Raw genomic sequence first — 18,992 nt, 5'->3', positions numbered from 1 at the left:
CAGCACCGATTCCTCGTCAGACATTGACCTGGACGTCATCCACCGTGAGCAGCGTGAGGTCGGCGGGAGCCACGGCGGTCGCCGCCGCCAGCCTCGACGCCTGCCGGTCCGTCATCCGCTCGAACACCCGCCTGGCGGTTCGCCCGTTGCCGAACGTCCCGTCCTTGGGGATCTCTTCGAAGTACCGCAGCAGAACTTCACCGGCGGCGTCGTCGAGCCGGTAGTCGTGTTTGGCGCACTGCGCGCGCACGATGGTCACCAGTTCCTCGGCGGTGTAGTTGGCGAACTCGATCGTGCGGCTGAAGCGGGATTCCATGCCCGGGTTGGATTCCAGGAACTCCTTCATCTCCGCCGAGTAACCGGCCGCGATCACCACCACGTCGTCGCGGTGGTCCTCCATCAGCTTCACGAGCGTGTCGATCGCTTCCCGCCCGAAGTCCGGCCCGGTGCCGCCACCCCCGGTGCTGAGGGTGTACGCCTCGTCGATGAACAGCACGCCGCCGAGCGCGGTGTTGAACGCCTCGGTGGTCTTGATGGCCGTGCCACCGATGATCTGGGCGACCAGATCCGCCCTGGCCACCTCGACCAGGTGCCCCTGCCGCAGCACCCCGAGCTGGGCCAGGATCTGCCCGTAGAGGCGGGCGACCGTCGTCTTGCCGGTGCCGGGCGCCCCGGCGAAGACCAGGTGCCGGGCCATGGGCGGGGCGGACAGCCCGGCGTCCAGCCTGCGCTTGGCCATCTTGTTGAGGTTGATCAGGGAGGTGACCTCGGCCTTCACCCCGGCCAGCCCGACCAGGGCCTGCAGTTCGGCGAGCGGGTCGGAGGCCGGGAGCCGGATCTGCGCCGCCTCGGACCGCTGAGGCGCGGGCGCCGGGGCGGTGGCCGCGGTGCCGTAGGCGTCGGGGGCGAGATTGCCGCTGGTCACCAGGTCCAGCACCTCGATCGCGCCGCCCGGCCGGGTCTGCCGCACGCCGCTGCCGTGGTTGTCGCGCACCGTGCAGCCGGACACCCGCACGGACTCCTCGGTGTCCAGCCGGATGCCGTCCGCCGAGCCGCCGGAGAACTCGGAGTCGGTGACCGATCCCGACGCGCCCTCGGCGAACAGGCAGCCGACGCCCGCACTGCCCTGCACCCTGCAGCGCACCAGTGACACGTCGGCGCCCGCCCCCGCGTGCACGCCGTCCGCACCCGCCCGGTCGATCGCACCGTCCGCGAGCGCCAGCGCCGCTCCCGTCACGCTGACCCCCGCCCCGGCGGTCTTGCGCAAGCTGAGGCCGGTGACCGATCCGCGCGCGGAACCCGTCACGGACAGCCCGGTGCCGCCACCGTCGATCTCGATGTTCTCCAGCGTGCCCCTGGCCCCGTCGACCTCGATCGCGGCGCCGTCGCAGCCGAGCACCCGCAGGCGGCGGAACAGCGGGTCGGCGCCCTCCTCGACGCGTACGCCGGTGGTGCAGCCCGAGACGGTCATCCCGTCGAACTCGGTGACCCCGCGCTCGGTCACCGCCACCCCGATACCGTCCACATCGGACACGTCGCAGCCGGAGACGGTACCCGCCGACCGCCCGGCGAAGTGCATCCCGCGGCCGCGGGTGCCGGTCACCGAGCAGGCCCGCAGGACCGGGGCGCAGCCCTCGGCCACGAACACCCCTTCGGCACCGGCGCCACGCACCGAGCAGTCCTCCAGCAGCACCGGTCCGCTGGTGGCGAGGTACATGCCGATCGTGTCGGCCGCGCTCACGGTGACCCTGGTCGCGGTGAGCGCCGCCTCCTGCTCCACCGCCACCGCGGGTTTCGCGGTGGCCGAGAGTGTGGTGTCCTCGACCGTGAGCCTGCCCCGGCCGTTGAGGCAGATCCCGTTGCCGCCCGCCGTGCGCACCGAACACGAGCGGGCCAGCAGCACCCCGTCGTCGGCGACCACGATGCCCGACGTGCCGACCTCCTCGACGCGGCAGGAGTCGAGCACCCCGCCCGTCGCCGAGGTGACCACCACGCCCGCGCCGACCGCGTTGCGGACCTCGCACTCGCGCATCAGCACGGTGCCCTGGTCGCGGACGAACACCGTGGCCCAGGCGGAGGCCCGCACGAGGCACTCGGTGGCGCTGAACTGCCCGCGTACCACGAGGACGGCCGGACTGTCCTCATCGGACGAGACGACGGTGAGCCCCGACAGGGCGGCCGACCGCGCGTCGACCACGACCGCGATGCCGTCCTCGGCGATGAGCTGGACGGTGCCCGGCCCGTCCTCGGCGGTGATCGTGACCGCCTTGGTGACGATCAGGTTCTCGCTGTAGCGGCCGGGACCGACGAGGATCACGGCACCGTCGGACGCGGCGGCGAGTGCGTCGCCGATGGTCCGGTATCCCGGGCCGGGCGCCTGGGAGACCACGATCGAATTCTGACTCACGTTCCCGGGTCCTCCGTACTGCCTCGTGTGCACGCGTCCCTCATGCGCCGATCGTTTCCAGCCCTCCGCCAAGTCCGGACATGGCCAGCCCGTGCCTGGTGCGGCAGCCCGCCTTCGCGAACAGCCTGGTGAGGTGCTTCTCCACGGTCTTCGCGCTCACCCGCAGCGTCAGCGCGATCTGCCGGTTCGTCTTGCCCTGCCGGATCAGCTCGATGATCCGCAGCTCCACATCGGACAGTTCGGGGCCTCGTCCGGCGGTCGGCGGGGCCGGCGCCTGGGTGCACTTCAGTGAGGTCCGCGTCCTGGCGACGAGCCGGGTGGCGCCGATGGACCGGGCGAGGTGGTAGGCCTCCTCCAGCCAGGGCCGGGGCTCCCCGGCGATCCGGCCGACCAGCTGGCAGGCCAGCGCGAGGTCCAGCCGGTTGCCGCGGCGGCGCACGAGCCGCTCGGCGGACCGGATCGCCACCGGGTCCACCTCGACCAGCCCGCGGACCAGCAGTACCGGCTCGGCGGGCAGGTCGCCGCGGTCGCGCCCCGCGTACCGGGATTCGACCTCGCCGAGCACGGTCCGGGCCAGGTAGCTCCGGCCGGACTCGACCGCGACCGAGGCGAGGCGCACCAGCAGCCGGGCCGCGCCGGGTTCGTCCGCGCCCTCGGCGTGCGCGCGGTACTGGCGCCAGCCCTCGTCGAAGGCTCCGTCGTCCCCGGCGTGGTGCCTCATGCCGAGCGCCACCCAGGCGCGCATCGCCGGGAACGGCGAGTCCTCAGGTACCGCGTCGAGCCACGCCTTGGCCTGCCGGTCCTCGCCGCGCCACCAGCACATCTCCGCCGCGAGGATGCGGGCGCACCACAGGGCGCGCTCGTCGGCCTGTCCGGTGAGCTCCAGCTCCCGCGCGGCGCTGAGCGCCGAGGCCCACTCGCCGTCGGTGTACCCGGTGAAGACCCGGTGGTGGACGGCGACCGGTCCCGCGGTGGGCGAGCGGTAGTCGGAGCCGAGCACGGCCCGGAAGACCGGCACGAGATCCCGGTGTGCGCACGCGGTCTCGACCGACGCCCCGGACTGCTTCCGGTGCCGGGTCCGGCCGTCGATGGTCGGCGTGGCGGACCAGTGCCGCAGCCATACCGGCGCGAACGAGGCCGCCACCTGCTCCGGGAGCACCGCCTCTCCCGCGAACCAGCGGTCGGCGAAGGCGAAGGGTCCGCCGGTGTCCCCCGGTCCGGAAAGCGCCCGCCGGACCGAGGGGCGAACGGGCCGTCCACAATGGATGGCGGCGAGCGCGGCCGCGGCCGACAGCTCGGCCCGCGCACCGGAATCGAAGGCCGGACCGCCGCACTCGACCACCTCGGCGATGAACTCGGCCAGCCGCGCGTACTCGGCGGCGTGCACCAGCGCGCGCACCACTTCGGACCGCAACCGCGCTCGCTCGTCCGTGCCGGTCGCATGCCACCAGGCCGCGTACCGGTACCGGGCGAGCCGGGCCGGGTCGAGCGGGCCCATCCGGTTCTCCTCGTCGCGCAGCACGGCGACCAGACCGGGCCGGGAAGGCAGGGCACGGCCCGCGGCCGCGACGTGACCGGCGAGCAAGGACCTGGCCCGGCCGTCCGGAGCGGGCGCGTCGAGCAGCCGGACGGCGATCTCCCGGTGCAACCGCCGCACCGCGTCCTCGCCGATCTCCTCGACCGCGGTGACGGCCAGTGCGGGGCAGCGGCAGCGGAGCCGTCCGGTGGCCCCGCCCTCCAGGATCCCGTCGGCGACGAGCCGGTCGATGGCGCGTCCGTAGTCCGCGACCGGGTGCCCGGTGGCTTCGGCGAGCACCGGGACGTCGTCGATGCCGAAGCCGGTCTCACTCGCCGCGAGCACCACCACGTTCCGCCCGACGTCGCCCTCGACGGAGGCGAGCAGCGCGTGCCCTGCGGGGAGCCCGACGGGCCGCGAAGGGTCGCGCAGGCAGAGCCTGCCACCCGCCACGATCAGCCGGTCCCGGCGGCGCAGTTCGGCCACGGTGGACACCAGCGTGCCGGGATTGCCGTACAGGGGGCCGAGGCCGTCCCGCAGCGCGCGCCGGGCCGCCTCGTCGACGGGACCGTTGGCGACCTGCCTGAGCAGGCTGTCCACGTCCTCGTCGGTCAGCGGGCTCAGGTCGATCACGCGGTCGGCGAGTGCGGCCAGTTCCGCCGGCTCGCCGCGCGCGTCCGCTTCGGCCGAGGCGACGACGAAGTACCCGGCGCGGTGCGCCGCGGCGAGCACGAACAAGGGCTGCGGGATCCGGCAGGCGTCGTCGACGACCAGCGCGACCGGCCGGGTGGCGCGGATGCGGGCGAACAGGGTGACCAGTGCGCTCAGCAGGGAGGAACGCTGCCAGGGGGAGGCGTAGACCTCGGCGGTGCACAGGCGGCTGACGAGGTCGATGGCGCCCACCAGCCGGGGGTCGGCACCGATCTGCTCGAACTGCTCCCGGACCGAGCCGAGCACCGGACGGACGCCGAACAGGTCCCAGTCGGCACGTTCCCCGGCACCGGCCACCTCGAGCACCACGAACCCGCTGTCGCGCAGTTCCCGGCAGGCGCGGGCGAGTACCGCCGTCCTGCCGCTGCCCGAAACACCGCGGACGAGCGTGAACGCCGGGCGCGTGCCGTCCCAGCGCAGAACGTCGAACACGTCCTGCCGACCTGCGAGCTCCGCGCGCTGACGTGCCATTCCGACTGTCCTTCCAGCTCGGATCATGCTGGCTGCGCCGTGCACGCTAACAGCGGAACGGACAGCGGAAAGGGCGGTCCAGGCGAACGAACCGGTTTGTCTGCACGAAAGACTCCATCCCCCGGCGGCGACGGAACCCGATGGCCGGGAAATCCGTGCGGGCAATTCCCGAGCGCATCCCGGAGGAACGATTCCTGCATTTCCCACGGCGCGTGCCGTCACAATGGCCGAGGCGGTTCGGCCGCTTATCGTATTCCCACCCGCCGGAACCGCGCTTTCGGGCACTCATCCGTGTGCTCGGCCCGGGTGATCTCGCTCATGGGCCCTTCCGGCCCGCTTCGGCGCCACCGTCGGCAGGGGGCAGCCGCCGCAGTTCGGCCAGCACCTCGTCCCGGCGGGTCCACACCATCGAGTCGGTCAGCGCGTCCAGGGCCAGTTGCAGGCATTCCCGCGCCCGCGCGTACTCCCCCGCCTCGCGCCACGCCGATCCCTCGTACAGCGCGGCATCGGCCGCGAGGCTCGGCATACCGCCCTTGGTGTACACCCAGCGCACGTCCCGGAAGGTCTCGGCCGCCTGACGCCACTCCTTCAGGCCCTTCAAGGAGTGCCCGATCTCCTCGACGACGACCCCGGTCATCCACAGCCGCGTCCCCTGCGGCGCCTCGTCCTGGTGCCGCTCGGCGTCCTCGATCAGCCGCCGGTGCACCGCGATGGCCTCCTCGTAGCGGCCCATCGCCCGCAGCACGCGGCCCAGCCGGTTCCGCACCGAGATCTGCATGGTCCAGAACCCGAACTCCCCGGCCAGCAGGCAGGACTGCTGCGCGTGCTCCCTCGCCTCGTCGAGCCTGCCCAGCCGCATCAGCACGGAGCCGAGGTAGGCGTGGGCCCAGGCCCGCTCCTGCCGGTCCCCCGCTTCGGTCGCGACCGCCAGCGCCTCCTGGTGCGTCACGAGGCCCGCCTCGTTGTCCCCGAGGCACACGTGCTGCGCCCAGCCGAGGAAGTTGAGCATCATCGCCAGTTCCTGCCGGCTGCCGAGTGCCCGCGCGGCGGCCACGCCGAGGGCGAAGATGCGGTCCCACGGGCCGTGCAGCCAGCGGCTGTCCGAGTACCAGTGCATCGCCCTGGCCAGCTCCAGCACGTCCCGATCCCGGCCCAGCCGCGTCGCCACGTGCTGCGCGGCCAGCCAGTTCCCCGCCTCCAGGTCCAGCCACTCGGCCGCGTCGTCCTGCGTGGCGAACCGCTCGCCCGGCTGGGCGTCCGGGAAGAACATCAGGCCCGCCGAGATCGCCGTGCCGAGCAGGTGGTCGAGCACGGCGTTGATCAGCCGGTCCCGTTCGGCGGGTTCCTCCTCCGCCTCCATGCGCTCGGCGGCGAAGATGCGGATCAGGTCGTGGAACTGGAATCGTCCGGTCCGCTGCGTGGCCTGCACCAGGTTTGCCTCGGCGAGTTCCTCCAGCTGGAGCCGCACCTCCGGTTCGCTCTTCCCCGTTACGACCTGTGCCAGTCCGAGGCCGAAGTCCGGCCCGGGAACGACGGCCAGCCTGCGGAACAGCAGCCGCGCCGCGGGCGAAAGGCGGCGGTAGGACATACCGAACGCGGAGCGGAGCTGCAGGTCACCGGTGGACAGCGAGTTCAGCCTGGTCCGGGCGTCGCGCAGCTCGTCGACGAGGTGGGCGAGCGACCAGTGCGGCCGGTTCGCCAGCCGGTTGCCCGCGATGCGGACCGCCAGCGGCAGGCAGCCGCACAGCTCGACGAGCTCAGCCGCCGCGGCCCGCTCGGCTTCGACACGGTCGGCGCCGATGGCCGCCGACAGCAACTCGACGGCGTGTTCGGGGGTCAGCAGGTCCAGCCACAGCCACCGGGCGTACTCCAGTCCGGCGAGCGCACGGCGGCAGGTGACCAGGGTCAGGCAGCCGGGGCCGGTCGCCAGCAGCGGGCGGACGTGCGCCTCGTCGGAGGCGTTGTCCAGCACCAGCAGTACGCGGCGGTTGTGCAGCAGCATGCGCAGCAGGCTCGCCTGCTCCGATTCGGGCACCGGGATCTCCGTCGGCGCCACGCCGAGCGCCCGGAGCAGCCGGCCGAGCGCGTTGCGGGCGGCGAGCGGCTGGTCGTCCATACCACGCAGGTCGATGGCGAAGCAGCCGTCCGGGAACCGGCCGCTCAGCTCGTGGGCCGCCGCGATCGCCAGCGCCGTCTTGCCGACGCCGGGGTGCCCGACGATGGCGACGACCCCACCTGCCGCCGCTTCCGAGCGCAGGCGGTCCAGCTCATCCTCGCGCCCGACCAGGGACGGCACCCGCGGGGGAAGCACGCACGGTGCCGCCGCCCCGGAGACCTTCGGGACCCGGCGGCGGCCTTCCTTCGCGGCCCTCAGGAAGAGTTCACGCTGGGCGCCTGCCAGGTTCAGCGCGTCCGCCAGCACCTCCGCGGAACGCTGCTGGGCCGCCTGCGCACGCCCGCGTTCGAGGTCCCGCAGGGCCCGGATGCTGACCCCGGACCGCCGGGCCAGCGCCGACTGGCTCAGCCCGGCCGCACGCCGGTGGCTCAGCAGGAGCTGACCGAACACCGAAGACTGCTCGTCTGACTCGTCCACTATGCCCCATTGAACCGGCAGAACTCGGTCATCGAAAACCTGCCTCCCTTCCGATCTTGTCTCCTGCCGATCTGTACCGCTTTTCTTGTGCCATGTCCTCCCGAACCGCATGGGCGCCGGGGTGTCCCGGCCCGACTCGACGGCGCCGTTCGCCCATTGGAGTGACTGTGCGGGCCATCGACCCGATCATCCGGGCCGGCCTGCTCGGCGAGTTGCGGAACAAGCCCGGCATCGAGCTGCGCGAGGACGGGGCAGACGTCGTCATCGCCGTCGCCGAGACCGGTCTGCGCGAGCTGCTGACGTCGTCGACCAGGCTCGTGCTGGTCGCCGACCAGCTCCGCCAGGCGGAGCTGTGGACCGCGATCGAACGCGGGTTGACCATCCTCCTGCCCCGGGCCGAAGCGACCACCGCCCGGTTGCTGCGGGCGGTCAACGACGCGTACCGCGGTCACGCGGCGCTGCCGCCGGAGCAACTGGGCCGCCTGCTCAGGGCGCTGTCCCAGCTGAACGAACAGGTTCTCGCCCCGCGCGATCTCACGCTCAGCGGCCTGTCCCATCGGGAGACCGACGTCCTCCGCCTGCTGGCGGAAGGACTGGACACCGGCGAGATCGCCGCGACTCTGGCGTATTCCGAACGCACCGTGAAGAACATCCTCCACGGAATGCTCACCCGGCTCGGACTGAACAACCGCGTGCACGCCGTCGCCCACGGAATTCGCAATGGCCTGATCTGAATCAGCGCCGGTGGTCTCTCCGGCCGGAGGGATTTCGCGCGTCATGGAAAACCGGTTCCGCCGGCCACGGGAAATCCCGGGGCCGGCCGGACCGGTACTCAGATGAGCCCCGCCCGCATGGCGTACGCCACCGCGTGCGAGCGGTTCCGCAACCGCAGCCTGCTGGTCAGGGTGTAGATGATGTTCTTCACGGTGCGGTCGGAATACCGCAGTTCCCTGGCGATGTCGCTGGTGTCCATTCCCTCGGCCATCAGCCGGAGCACATCGATCTCCCGCGGCGAGAGCTTGTTCTCGTCCGCATCGGCCGGCGCGAGTACCTCGCGTTGCAGCCGCTCGGTGTGGGCCAGCAACCGGCCCAACAGGCTGGCCCGCAGACCCGCCTCCCCCGAAGCGGCGGCCCTGATCTCGCGGGGCAGACGGTCGTCGGTCACCGCGGCCCTGGGCAGGATCGCGACCACCCGGCAGTCGACCGCGGGCAGCAGGTCTGCCTCCTCCACCCCGTCCATCAGCAGGACGACGGGCTTGCCCGACTCGGCCGTGACCGCCCGCAGTTCGGCGATGGCGGCCGGACCGAGCTCGTCGAAGGCCGCGACGAAGACATCGACGCCCTCGCCGTCGGAGTACTCGTCGACGACCACGTCGGCTCGTGGCCGCAGACAGTTGACGAGTCCCGCCCGAGTGATCGGGTCCAGGGCGCAGACGGTCACTCGAATCGTTTCCACGAGTTCCTCCCTCTCCGCCTGCCGACGAAACAGAGTACGGGCGTTCGCCGAACCGGCGACGGACTGTCCACATGATACGCTGCCGAGGCCCGAGCCGGACCGGTTCTTTTCCGCCGGATGGGGTTTCTCACGCCCGTTCCCCGCACCGCATGCTCTCCGATCACCTTCATCCGGCGCCCTCCAGGCCCGCGGTTCCCGGGGTTTCGGCAGGCACCCCGCGTGCCGCGGCGATCCGGCGGACCCTGCCACGCACCAGGAACCAGCCCGCGACCAGCAGGGCCGCGATGCCGGGCAGGCCGTAGATGAGGATCCGGCCCGCCTCACCGTTGAAATAGCTCATTCCCAGCACCAGCACCAGAAACACGAGCGTCACATAGTTGGTGTAGGGAGCGCCGGGCAGGCGGTAGGACGGGCGGGTGAGCTCGCCTCGTTTTGCCTTGCGGTGCAACGCCAGGTGGCAGACCACGATCATCGACCACATGCTGATGATACCGACGGCGGAGAACTCCAGCGCGATCTCGAAGGCTTCGCCGGGCATGACCAGGTTCAACACGACTCCCAGCGCGTAGACGCCCGCGGTCAGCAGCACGCCGCCGTAGGGCACACCGCGCCTGCTCATCCGGGCGGTGAACCTGGGCGCGGAACCGGCCATCGACAGCGAACGGAGGATGCGGCCGGTGGAGTAGAGCCCGGAGTTGACGCTGGACAGGGCCGCGGTCAGCACGATCAGGTCCATGATGCCGCCCGCCGCGGGCATGCCGAGCTTCGACAGCACGGTGACGAAGGGGCTTTCCCCGCTCCGGTAGGAAGTCCAGGGCAGCAGCATGACGAGCAGCAGCACCGAGCCGATGTAGAAGATCCCGATCCGCCACGCGACCGAGTTGACCGCCTTGGGGATCACCTTGCGCGGGTTGCTGGTCTCGCCCGCGGTCACGCCGACCATCTCGATCCCGGCGTAGGCGAAGACCACGCCCTGCAGGATGAGCAGCGCGGGCAGCACACCGGCCGGGAAGAGGCCGCCGTGGTCGAAGACGAGGCTTGGCCCCGTGCCGTGGCCGTCCACCGGATGCCGGGTGAGCAGCAGCACGATGCCGAAGATCATGAAGCCGACGAGCGCGAGCACCTTGACCGCGGCGAACCAGAACTCCAGCTCCCCGAACAGCTTGACCGAGACCAGGTTCACGGCGAGGATCACGAACAGCGCGATCAGCGCGGGAATCCACTGCTGCAGGTCGGGCCAGAAGAACTGGGTGTACTTGGCCACGGCGGTCACGTCGGCGATGCCGCTGGTGGCCCAGTTGAGGAAGTACATCCAGCCGGCGAAGTAGGCGGCCTTCTCCCCGAGGAACTCCCGGGAGTAGGAAACGAACGATCCCGAGGACGGGCGGTACATGACCAGTTCGCCCATGGCGCGCACGACGATGAACGCGAACACACCGGCCACGGCGTACACCACGGCCAGTGCCGGTCCTGCATTGTGGAGCCGGGATCCCGCTCCCAGGAACAGGCCGGTGCCGATCGCGCCACCGATGGCGATCATCTGCACCTGGCGGTTCTTCAGCCCCTTGTGGTAGCCGGAATCCTCTTGCGTGAAGTCCTTCGCGGCCCGCTGCGAGGCAGCGGTCTCGCCGACCGGAATGGAAACTTGGGACATGCGGTCTTTCCTCTGCGATTCAGGGATTTTTCGTCCGCACTGGAAAGCGGGACGCAGACGACCGGTGCGCCATGGACGATCATGGTGTGGCGGGCGTTACTCCCCGGCAATGCCGCTTGAGGCAGACTTGAGATTGGCTTGATCGAGGCTTAGGCACGCGTTCCCGCGAACGTCAAGTCTCCCCCAACAAGGCTGGTCGCCGGGCGCCCCGAGCTGGCATCTTGCGGGAAAAGCTTGTGGGATGAGGCGATGACGTCATGACCCTGACCCAGGGACTGTCCATTCCGGATACTGAGGGCGACCGGCTGGCGGGGGTCTACTCCCGTGGGCTACCGGCCGAGGAGCGCGCGGCCGCCGGCGAGGACGAGCTGGCCGCGTTGCTGGGCTCGCATCGCGCTCTGGCGCGACAACGGACTCCGGCCGAACCCGTGCTCAGGATTTTCACCAGGTCGCTGTCCCGCGACGGCCGCACCCAGGCGGTCACCGCGATCCAGGTGGTGACCGATGACATGCCCTGCCTGGTCGACTCGGTGCTCGACGAACTGGCCCGCGGCGGTGCCCGGGTCCGCCGCGTCGTGCACCCCATCGTGGTGGCCCGCCGGGACGGGACGGGCGAGTTGATCGAGGTGCTGCCCGACGCCGATCCGGAGGAGCCGCCCGCGGGCGCGATCACCGAATCGTGGATCAGCGTCGAGGTCGACCGGATCGCCGGTCCCACCGAGATCGAGGAGCTGCGCCGGCGCCTGCACACGGTTCTCGCCGACGTGCGCGAGGTCTTCGAATCGGGCGAGCGGATGCGGGAAATCGCGGTGGCGGTGGCCACCGAGACGGCCGACGCCGAGACGGCCGCGCTGCTGCGCTGGCTCGCCGACGGGAACTTCATGTTCCTCGGCTACCGCTTCGACGAGGTTTCCGGTCCGGTGCCCGAGTCGCGGGCAGGGCTGGGCCTGCTTCGCCGCGAGGATTCCCTGCTCGCCCGCCTGGACCCCACCGAACCCGGGGCGGTGCTTCCGCCCCTCGAACTGGCCGCGGCGTCGGGATCGTCCACAGTGCACGGCCCGGACACCCCGTTCCACATTGGCGTAGCCGCTTTCGCGGCGGACGGCCAGGCGAGGGGACGGCACCGTTTCGTCGGCGCGTTCACCGGCTCCGCCCGGCACGAGGACGTGTCGGCGATCCCGGTGATCGCCGGCCGCGTCCGGCGGGCGATCTCCCACGCCGGGGTGCCGCTCGACTCCCGTTCCGGCCGTCGGATGCTGAACATCCTGCAGGACCTCCCGCGAGGCGAACTGTTCTCCGCGGACTGGCGGTTCCTGCACGCCGCCGCGACCGGGCTGCTCGTCCCCACCGAACGGCACCGGCTCCGGCTGTTCGTCCGGCGAGACCCGTACCGGCGGTTCTTCTCCTGCCTGGTCCACCTCGGCACTGATCACTGCACGACCGCGACGCGGGCGGCGATGGGGGACGCGCTGCTCGACGAGCTGGGGGGCACGTCGGTGGAGCAACAGCCCTGCTCGGCCACGGCGACGATGACCACGATCCGGTTCGTCGTGCACACCGATCCGGCGGCCGCGGCCGACACCGACACCGACATCGACACCGCCCGGATCCAGGAGCGGTTGTCGGCCACCGTGCGCGGCTGGGACGACCAACTCATCGAAGCCGTACTCGCCGGAGCGGACGATCCGGCGGCGGGAGAGGTGACGGCAGAGCTCGCCCGCCGCTACGCCGACGCGTTTCCCCCGGCTTACAAGGAGGATTTCGACGCCCGGGTGGGCCTGGCGGACCTGCGCCGGTTGCGTGACCTGTCCGGTGAGGGCGATCTCGCGGTGTCGCTCTACCTGCCGCCCGGGGCGGCCGCGGGCGAAGCGGGTTTCAAGCTCTACCTGTCGGGGCGGCGGATCACGCTGTCGGCCGTGCTGCCGATGCTGCAACACCTTGGCGTCGAAGTCGTCGACGAACGGCCGTACGAGATCGGTTGGGACGGCGCCGAACGGCGGGTGTTCGATTTCGGCCTCACGATCGACCGCGCGGGCGGGTGGCAGGACCCGGGGGCGCGCGAGCGGTTCGAGGACGCCTTCACCGCGGTGTGGCGCGGTGACGCGGAATCGGACCGGTTCAACGCGCTCGTGCCGTACGCGGGCCTGACCTGGCGCCAGGCCGCCCTCCTGCGTGCCTATGCCGCGTACCTGCGGCAGGCCGGCACCAGGTACAGCCAGAGTTACCTGCAGGAAACGTTGATCGCGCACCCCGGCACGGTCGTCGCGCTGGTCCGGTTGTTCGAAGCGCGGTTCGACCCGGAGCTACCCGAACCGGAGCGTCCACAACGGACCGGTGAACTCACCGCCGAGGTCGGGCGGCTGATCGACGAGGTGTCCACACTGGACGCCGACCGGATCCTGCGCGGGTATCTCGCACTGATCAACGCCACGGTGCGGACCAGCTACTTCCGGTCCCCGGTGCCGGGCGCGGCTGACCCCGTGCTGACGCTGAAGCTCGATCCCCAGGCGGTGCCCGGGCTTCCCCAGCCGCGGCCGCACCGGGAGACCTTCGTGTACTCGCCCCGGGTCGAGGGCGTGCACCTGCGATACGGCCCGGTGGCCCGGGGCGGCCTGCGCTGGTCCGACCGGCGCGAGGACTACCGCACCGAGATCCTGGGCCTGGTCAAGGCGCAGGCGGCGAAGAACGCGGTGATCGTCCCGGTGGGCGCCAAGGGCGGGTTCGTGCTCAAGCGGCCGCCGTCGGGCAACCGGGAGGCGCTGGCGGCCGAAGCCCTTGCCTGCTACCGGATGTTCGTGTCCGGTCTGCTCGACGTCACGGACAACGTGGTGCGCGGGCGGACCGTCCCGCCCGCGCGCGTGGTGCGGCACGACGGGGACGACACCTACCTCGTGGTCGCCGCCGACAAGGGCACGGCGACGTTCTCGGACGCGGCGAACGAGGTGGCCGCCGCCCACGGGTTCTGGCTGGGCGACGCGTTCGCCTCCGGCGGTTCGGTCGGCTACGACCACAAGGCGATGGGGATCACCGCCCGTGGTGCCTGGGAAAGCGTGCGGCGGAACTTCCGCGAGCTGGGCCTCGATCCGGACCACGACGACTTCACGGTCGTCGGGATCGGCGACATGTCGGGTGACGTGTTCGGCAACGGGATGCTGCTGTCCCGGCACATCCGCCTCGTGGCGGCGTTCGACCACCGGCACGTGTTCCTCGACCCGGAGCCCGACGCGGAGCGGTCCTTCGCCGAACGGCAGCGCCTCTTCCGGCTGCCCCGCTCGTCGTGGGCCGACTACGACCGGAGCCTGCTCAGCGCGGGCGGCGGGGTGTGGCCGCGGGATGTCAAGGCGATCCCGCTCAACGACCACGTCCGCGCGGCGCTCGGTCTCGGCGACCTGCCCGGGCCGCTCTCCCCCGCCGAACTCGTCAAGGCGATCCTGCTGGCCCCCGTGGACCTGCTGTGGAACGGCGGGATCGGCACCTACGTCAAGGGCACGGCGGAGTCCCACGCCGAGGTGCGCGACAAGGCCAACGACGCGGTGCGCGTGGACGGCAACGAGGTGCGCGCCCGCGTGGTGGCCGAAGGCGGCAACCTCGGACTGACCCAGCAGGGGCGTATCGAGTTCGCCCGGGCGGGCGGCAAGGTCAACACCGACGCGCTGGACAACTCGGCCGGGGTCGACTGCTCCGACCACGAGGTGAACATCAAGATCATGCTGGACCTGGCGGTGGCGAAGGCCGCCCTGTCCGGGACGGACCGCAACGCCCGGCTGGCCGCACTGACCGGCGACGTCGCGGAACTGGTGCTGGCCAACAACCGGCGGCAGAACCGGGTGCTGGGCGTCAGCCGCTCGCACGCGACGGCGATGCTCCCGGTGCACGCGCGGCTGATCGCGGATCTGGAGCGGCGCCACGGCCTCGACCGGCGCCTCGAGGTCCTGCCCGCTCCCGGGCAGTTGGCCGCGATGGAGCGGGAGGGGCAGGGACTCAGCTCGCCGGAGCTGGCGACGCTGCTGGCGCACGTCAAACTCGGGCTCAAGAAGGACATCCTGGCGAGCGACCTGCTCGACGAGGAGGTCTTCACCCGGCGGGTACCCGCCTACTTCCCCCAGCCGCTGCGGCAGCGCTTCGGCGGCTCGATCCGGCGGCACCCGCTGCGGCGGGAGATTGAGGCGACACTGCTGGTGAACGAGGTAGTCGACAACGCGGGCCTGTCCTACACCTTCCGCCTCGCCGAGGAGATGGCCGTCGAACCCGCCGACGCGGTTCGCGCCTTCACCGTCGTCTCCGCGGTGTACGACCTGGGCGCGCTGTGGCAGCAGATCGACACCGAGGGTGCCGAGGGCGCCGGACTGCCCACGAAGACCACCGACAGGCTGCTGCTGGAATCCCGCCGCCTGCTGGACCGCGCGTCACGCTGGATGCTGCGCCGCCGGTCGCAGCCGCTGGACGTCGGCACCGAGATCGAGCGGTTCCGCCCCGTCGTCGGCAGGCTCGCCGCCCGGCTGAACACCCTGGTCCGGGGCCGGGTGCGCGCGGAACTGGAGCAGGGGGCGCAGCGCCTGCTGGCCGACGGCGTCCCGGAGGCGCTGGCCGGCCGGATCCCCGGTCTGCTGGCCGCCTACCCGCTGCTGGACATCGCCGAGGTCACCGAACGGATCGAAGGCGGCTCGGCGGAGGCGACGGCGGAGCTGTACTACGCGCTGTCCGACCACCTCGGCGTGGACCGCCTGCTCGAGGCCGTCGGCGCGCTGCCGCACGGGGATCGCTGGCATGCGCTGGCCCGGCTGTCCCTGCGGGACGACCTGTACGACTCCCTCCGCGCGATCACGTTCGCGATCGCCGCAGGCGCCACGCCCGGTCGTACCGCCGACCAGCACATCGCCGCGTGGGAGCACGCCGAGGCGGCGCGCCTGGCCCGGGTCCGGCGAGCGCTCGCCGAGGTCGGCGAATCGGGGCGGGCCGACCTGCCCGCGGTGACCGCGGCCGTCAACCAGATCCGGGCACTGGCCGGGTGAACGGACAGCGAACGCCGATTGCTTGGGCAGACCAGGCCGGATGGGTTGCCCCGGCCCGCCCGTACCGCAAAGATCTGCGGTGTCGGAAGGATCGTAGGTGCGAGTGCTGCTGGTAGAGGACGACGCCCGGGTGGCGGCGGCGATCCGGTCGGCGCTCGCGCGCCGCGGGATCGCGGCCGACTGGGCACCCACCGGCCGGGCGGCGATGACCAAGGTCGGGGCGGCGGACGTCGTCCTGCTCGACCTCGGGCTGCCGGACGTGAACGGCTTCGACCTGTGCCGGTCCATCAGGAACAGCGGCGACGTCGCCATCCTGGTGGTGTCCGCGAAGGGGCAGGTGGACGACCGGATCCTCGGGCTGCGCTCGGGTGCCGACGACTACCTGGTCAAGCCGTTCGACGTCGACGAGCTCGTCGCGCGGATCCACGCCGTGCTGCGGCGGCGCAACACCGTGCGGCCGGGGCCACCGGAGCGGATCCGGTTCGCCGACGTGGAGATCGACCTGCCCGGGCACCAGGTGTCGGTGGGCGGCCGTCCGGTGTCCTTGGCCCGCAAGGAGTTCGAGCTGCTGGCCATCATCGCGGGCGCCGACGGCGCGGTGTGCCCGCGCGACCAGTTGATCGCCGAGGTCTGGGGCAAGACGTGGGCGGGCGCGAACCGCACGCTCGACGTGCACGTGGCCACGTTGCGGACGAAACTGGACCGGCCCGGGCTGATCGTGACGGTCCGGGGCGTGGGCTACCGCCTGGCGCAGCCCGCCTCCGGCGCCTCGCCGGCCCGCTGAGGCCGCCGTGCGATCCCGATTGTTGCCGGTCGTGCTGTCGCTGGTGGTGCTGGTACTGCTGGGCCTGGGTATCCCGCTGGCGCTGAGCCTGGCGAGCGGCGAGCAGCAGCGCATGTTCCTCGACCGGCTCACGATCACCGAGCGGCTCGCCTCCCTGGCGCAGAACCTCGTGCTGAACGGGCAGGACGAGCCGCACATGAGGAAGGTGCTGCAGCGCTACCAGGAGGTTTACGGCCTCTCGTCCACCATGGTCGACCGGGACGGCACCCCGCTGGTGTCGAGTCCCACCGCCCCGGCGGTGACCGACGCCTCGATCGCGGCCCGCCTCGGCGAGGCACTGGCCGGGCGGCAGCCGGAGCCCCCGAGCCTGTTCCTGCCCTGGGACTCACGCCCGATGCTGCTGGCCGAACCGGTGATGGCCGACGGCGAGGTTCGGGGTGCGGTCCTCACCGTCTCGCCCACGGACGCGCTGGGCGAGAAGGTCCTCGTGCAGTGGGCGTTCGTCCTGGCGGGCGGCGTGGTGGCATTGGTGCTGGCGACCCTGCTCGCGTTGCCGGTCGTGCAGTGGATCCTGCGTCCCATCCGCAGGCTCGACGAGGCGGCCGGGCGGGTCGCCGAGGCGGCCGTCCGGGGCGGTACCCCGCCGCAGGCGGCCCTGCGCTCGGGTCCGCCGGAACTGCGCAAGCTGGCGGAGTCGTTCGACTCCATGGCCACCAGCGTGACCGAGTTGCTCGCCGCGCAACGCGCCTTCGTCGCCGACGCCTCGCACCAGCTGCGGAACCCGTTGACCGCACTCAACCTCCGGCTGCAGAACCTCGACGAGATGGTCGCCGAGGAGGCGTTGTCCGACTACGAAGCCGCCCGCACCGAGGCGCGGCGGCTCAACGATGTGCTGGACGCCCTGCTGACGCTCGCCAGACGGGAGGCGATGTCCGGCGCCCCGGTGACGATCGACGCCAGCGCGGCGCTCAGCGAACGGGTCGCGGCGTGGCGCCCGGTGGCGGCATCGCGGGACGTCGAGTTGCGCGCCGACATCCCGGACGGTCTGTCCGTGCACGCCGTGCCACACGCTGTCGACGGCATTCTGGACGCCTTGCTGGACAACGCGCTGAAGTTCAGCGAGGGGCACGTGCCCGCGGACGGTGACGCCGGCGTGGAGGTGAGCGCGTACCGGACCGGGGCGATGGTGGCCATCGCGGTCCGCGACCACGGCCCCGGGGTCGAACCGGAGGAACTCGACCGGATCACCGACCGGTTCTGGCGCAGCCCGCGCCAGCAGAACGTGGCGGGCTCCGGGCTGGGGATGGCGATCGTCGCGCAGATCGCCGAGCGGTCCGCCGGGCGGCTCCGGCTGGATCTGCCCGAGGGCGGCGGTCTGCGGATCACGGTGGAACTGCCCGCTCAGCCGCTCGTGTAGTGCGCCGACCGGTAGTACGCCTGCGCGCCGGGGTGCAGCAGGATCGGCACCGTTTCGATGCCCGACCGCACATCGATGGAACGAGCCGCGCGGTTGGCCGCGGCGAGCGCGGACTGGGCCTCGAACACGCCGCCGGTGAGGGCCTCGGCGATCGTGTCGCTCATCCGGTCGGTGACCAGCAGGAGGTTGGGCACCAGCAGCGTCGTCACGGCGTTCGGCAGCCGGTACGGCGACGCGGGCAGCGTCGCCGACTGGTAGACCTCGTACTCCTGGAACAGGACCGGCAGCACCTCGGCCAGGTCGACGACGCGGATCGGCAGCCGCCGCGCCAGCGCGCCGACCTGTTCGGTGGGCAGGCCGCCCGACCAGAAGAACGCGTCGATCTCGCCGCGCGACAGTGCGTCGGCGGCGGCGTCGATGGCGAGCTCGTGGCGTTCGAGATCGGCTCCGCCGGACAGCCGGAGCACGGACAGCGTCCGGTCGGCGATGAGCCGGACGCCGGAGTCCGGCGGCCCCACCGAAACCCGCCTGCCCCGCAGGTCGGCGGGCCGGACGATGGTCGACGCGGCCGGCACGACCAGCTGCACGTAGTCGTCGTGCATGCGGGCCAGTGCCCGCAGGCGCCCGCCACCGGACTCCGCCGCCCGGGTGGCGGCCGCGTCGGCGGCGGAGATCCCCACGTCCGCGGCGCCGGCCAGCAGCCGGTCCAGGTTCTGCCCGGAACCCGCGCTGGTCAGCACCTGCGGTTGGAAACCGAGTTCGGCGGCCCAGGAAGCGGCGAGCGCCTGGCCGAGCTGGTTGTAGACGGCCCCGGCGCTGCCGGTGGTGATGGTGAGCCGCTGCCCGTCGAACCGGGCACCACAGGCGGCGAGCAGGAACGCACCGGCCGCCGTCAGCACCGTCCGTCTGCCCACCTGCGGCTTCGACCGGCCCGGTGTGCGCGTCATCGAACCATCATCCCGGTTGGACAC

The 18,992-nt window shown here is 72.0% G+C and carries 10 protein-coding genes; 4 read left to right on the top strand and 6 right to left on the bottom strand.

What is annotated here, in order from left to right:
• Window positions 1-16: 16 nt before the first annotated feature.
• The 3 genes from FNH05_RS01025 to FNH05_RS01015 form a co-directional block, all read right to left on the bottom strand.
• A complete protein-coding gene (locus tag FNH05_RS01025) occupies window positions 17-2,407 on the bottom strand; it encodes a right-handed parallel beta-helix repeat-containing protein (RefSeq protein WP_144584920.1) in 2,391 nt (796 codons plus the stop codon).
• 40 nt (window positions 2,408-2,447) lie between these two features.
• Window positions 2,448-5,105 (bottom strand): helix-turn-helix transcriptional regulator, encoded by a 2,658-nt coding sequence (locus FNH05_RS39020; protein ID WP_246127404.1) that lies wholly within the window; start codon window positions 5,103-5,105, stop codon window positions 2,448-2,450.
• Window positions 5,106-5,421: 316 nt separating this feature from the next.
• Entirely contained in the window at window positions 5,422-7,698 is a 2,277-nt protein-coding gene (locus FNH05_RS01015; RefSeq protein ID WP_144584918.1) for an ATP-binding protein, read from the bottom strand.
• A gap of 167 nt (window positions 7,699-7,865) precedes the next feature.
• Here FNH05_RS01015 and FNH05_RS01010 point away from each other — a divergent pair, with 167 nt between their 5' ends.
• Window positions 7,866-8,432, top strand: coding sequence for a helix-turn-helix transcriptional regulator (locus FNH05_RS01010; RefSeq protein ID WP_246127403.1), 567 nt, complete (start codon window positions 7,866-7,868; stop codon window positions 8,430-8,432).
• A gap of 98 nt (window positions 8,433-8,530) precedes the next feature.
• Here the strand turns inward: FNH05_RS01010 and FNH05_RS01005 are convergent, their stop codons facing one another.
• The gene (locus FNH05_RS01005) at window positions 8,531-9,154 is read right to left on the bottom strand and encodes a helix-turn-helix transcriptional regulator (protein ID WP_144584914.1); all 624 of its coding nucleotides are present in this window, start codon (window positions 9,152-9,154) and stop codon (window positions 8,531-8,533) included.
• Window positions 9,155-9,320: 166 nt separating this feature from the next.
• Window positions 9,321-10,808 (bottom strand): amino acid permease, encoded by a 1,488-nt coding sequence (locus FNH05_RS01000; protein ID WP_144584912.1) that lies wholly within the window; start codon window positions 10,806-10,808, stop codon window positions 9,321-9,323.
• Between the two features lie 257 nt (window positions 10,809-11,065).
• On the opposite strand from FNH05_RS01000, the gene FNH05_RS00995 reads away from it, so the two are divergent.
• The 3 genes from FNH05_RS00995 (at window position 11,066) to FNH05_RS00985 (ending at window position 18,021) form a co-directional block, all read left to right on the top strand.
• Window positions 11,066-15,820 carry an NAD-glutamate dehydrogenase gene (locus tag FNH05_RS00995; RefSeq protein ID WP_144584910.1) on the top strand — a complete coding sequence of 1,585 codons (4,755 nt, stop codon included), beginning with the start codon at window positions 11,066-11,068 and terminating at the stop codon, window positions 15,818-15,820.
• Window positions 15,821-15,917: 97 nt separating this feature from the next.
• Window positions 15,918-16,604, top strand: a complete 687-nt coding sequence (locus FNH05_RS00990) for a response regulator transcription factor (RefSeq protein ID WP_144584908.1) — start codon at window positions 15,918-15,920, stop codon at window positions 16,602-16,604.
• A gap of 7 nt (window positions 16,605-16,611) precedes the next feature.
• Window positions 16,612-18,021 carry a sensor histidine kinase gene (locus tag FNH05_RS00985; protein WP_144584906.1) on the top strand — a complete coding sequence of 470 codons (1,410 nt, stop codon included), beginning with the start codon at window positions 16,612-16,614 and terminating at the stop codon, window positions 18,019-18,021.
• On the opposite strand, the gene FNH05_RS00980 is transcribed toward FNH05_RS00985, so the two are convergent.
• The gene (locus tag FNH05_RS00980) at window positions 18,006-18,968 is read right to left on the bottom strand and encodes a TAXI family TRAP transporter solute-binding subunit (RefSeq protein ID WP_144584904.1); all 963 of its coding nucleotides are present in this window, start codon (window positions 18,966-18,968) and stop codon (window positions 18,006-18,008) included. The two genes, FNH05_RS00985 and FNH05_RS00980, sit on opposite strands and share 16 nt — an antisense overlap.
• Window positions 18,969-18,992 lie beyond the last annotated feature (24 nt).

This window comes from Amycolatopsis rhizosphaerae, assembly GCF_007713715.1.
GTDB lineage: Bacteria > Actinomycetota > Actinomycetes > Mycobacteriales > Pseudonocardiaceae > Amycolatopsis_E > Amycolatopsis_E rhizosphaerae.
The sequence above is the reverse complement of the archived record's forward strand: the minus strand, read 5'-3'. Positions and strand labels throughout refer to the sequence as shown.

What these genes read in the sequence shown, in the direction of transcription:
- FNH05_RS01000 (WP_144584912.1), bottom strand. Translation starts at nt 10,808, where the DNA reads ATGTCCCAAGTTTCCATTCCGGTCGGCGAGACCGCTGCCTCGCAGCGG.
- FNH05_RS00995 (WP_144584910.1), top strand. Translation starts at nt 11,066, where the DNA reads ATGACCCTGACCCAGGGACTGTCCATTCCGGATACTGAGGGCGACCGG.
- FNH05_RS39020 (WP_246127404.1), bottom strand. Translation starts at nt 5,105, where the DNA reads ATGGCACGTCAGCGCGCGGAGCTCGCAGGTCGGCAGGACGTGTTCGAC.
- FNH05_RS00980 (WP_144584904.1), bottom strand. Translation starts at nt 18,968, where the DNA reads ATGACGCGCACACCGGGCCGGTCGAAGCCGCAGGTGGGCAGACGGACG.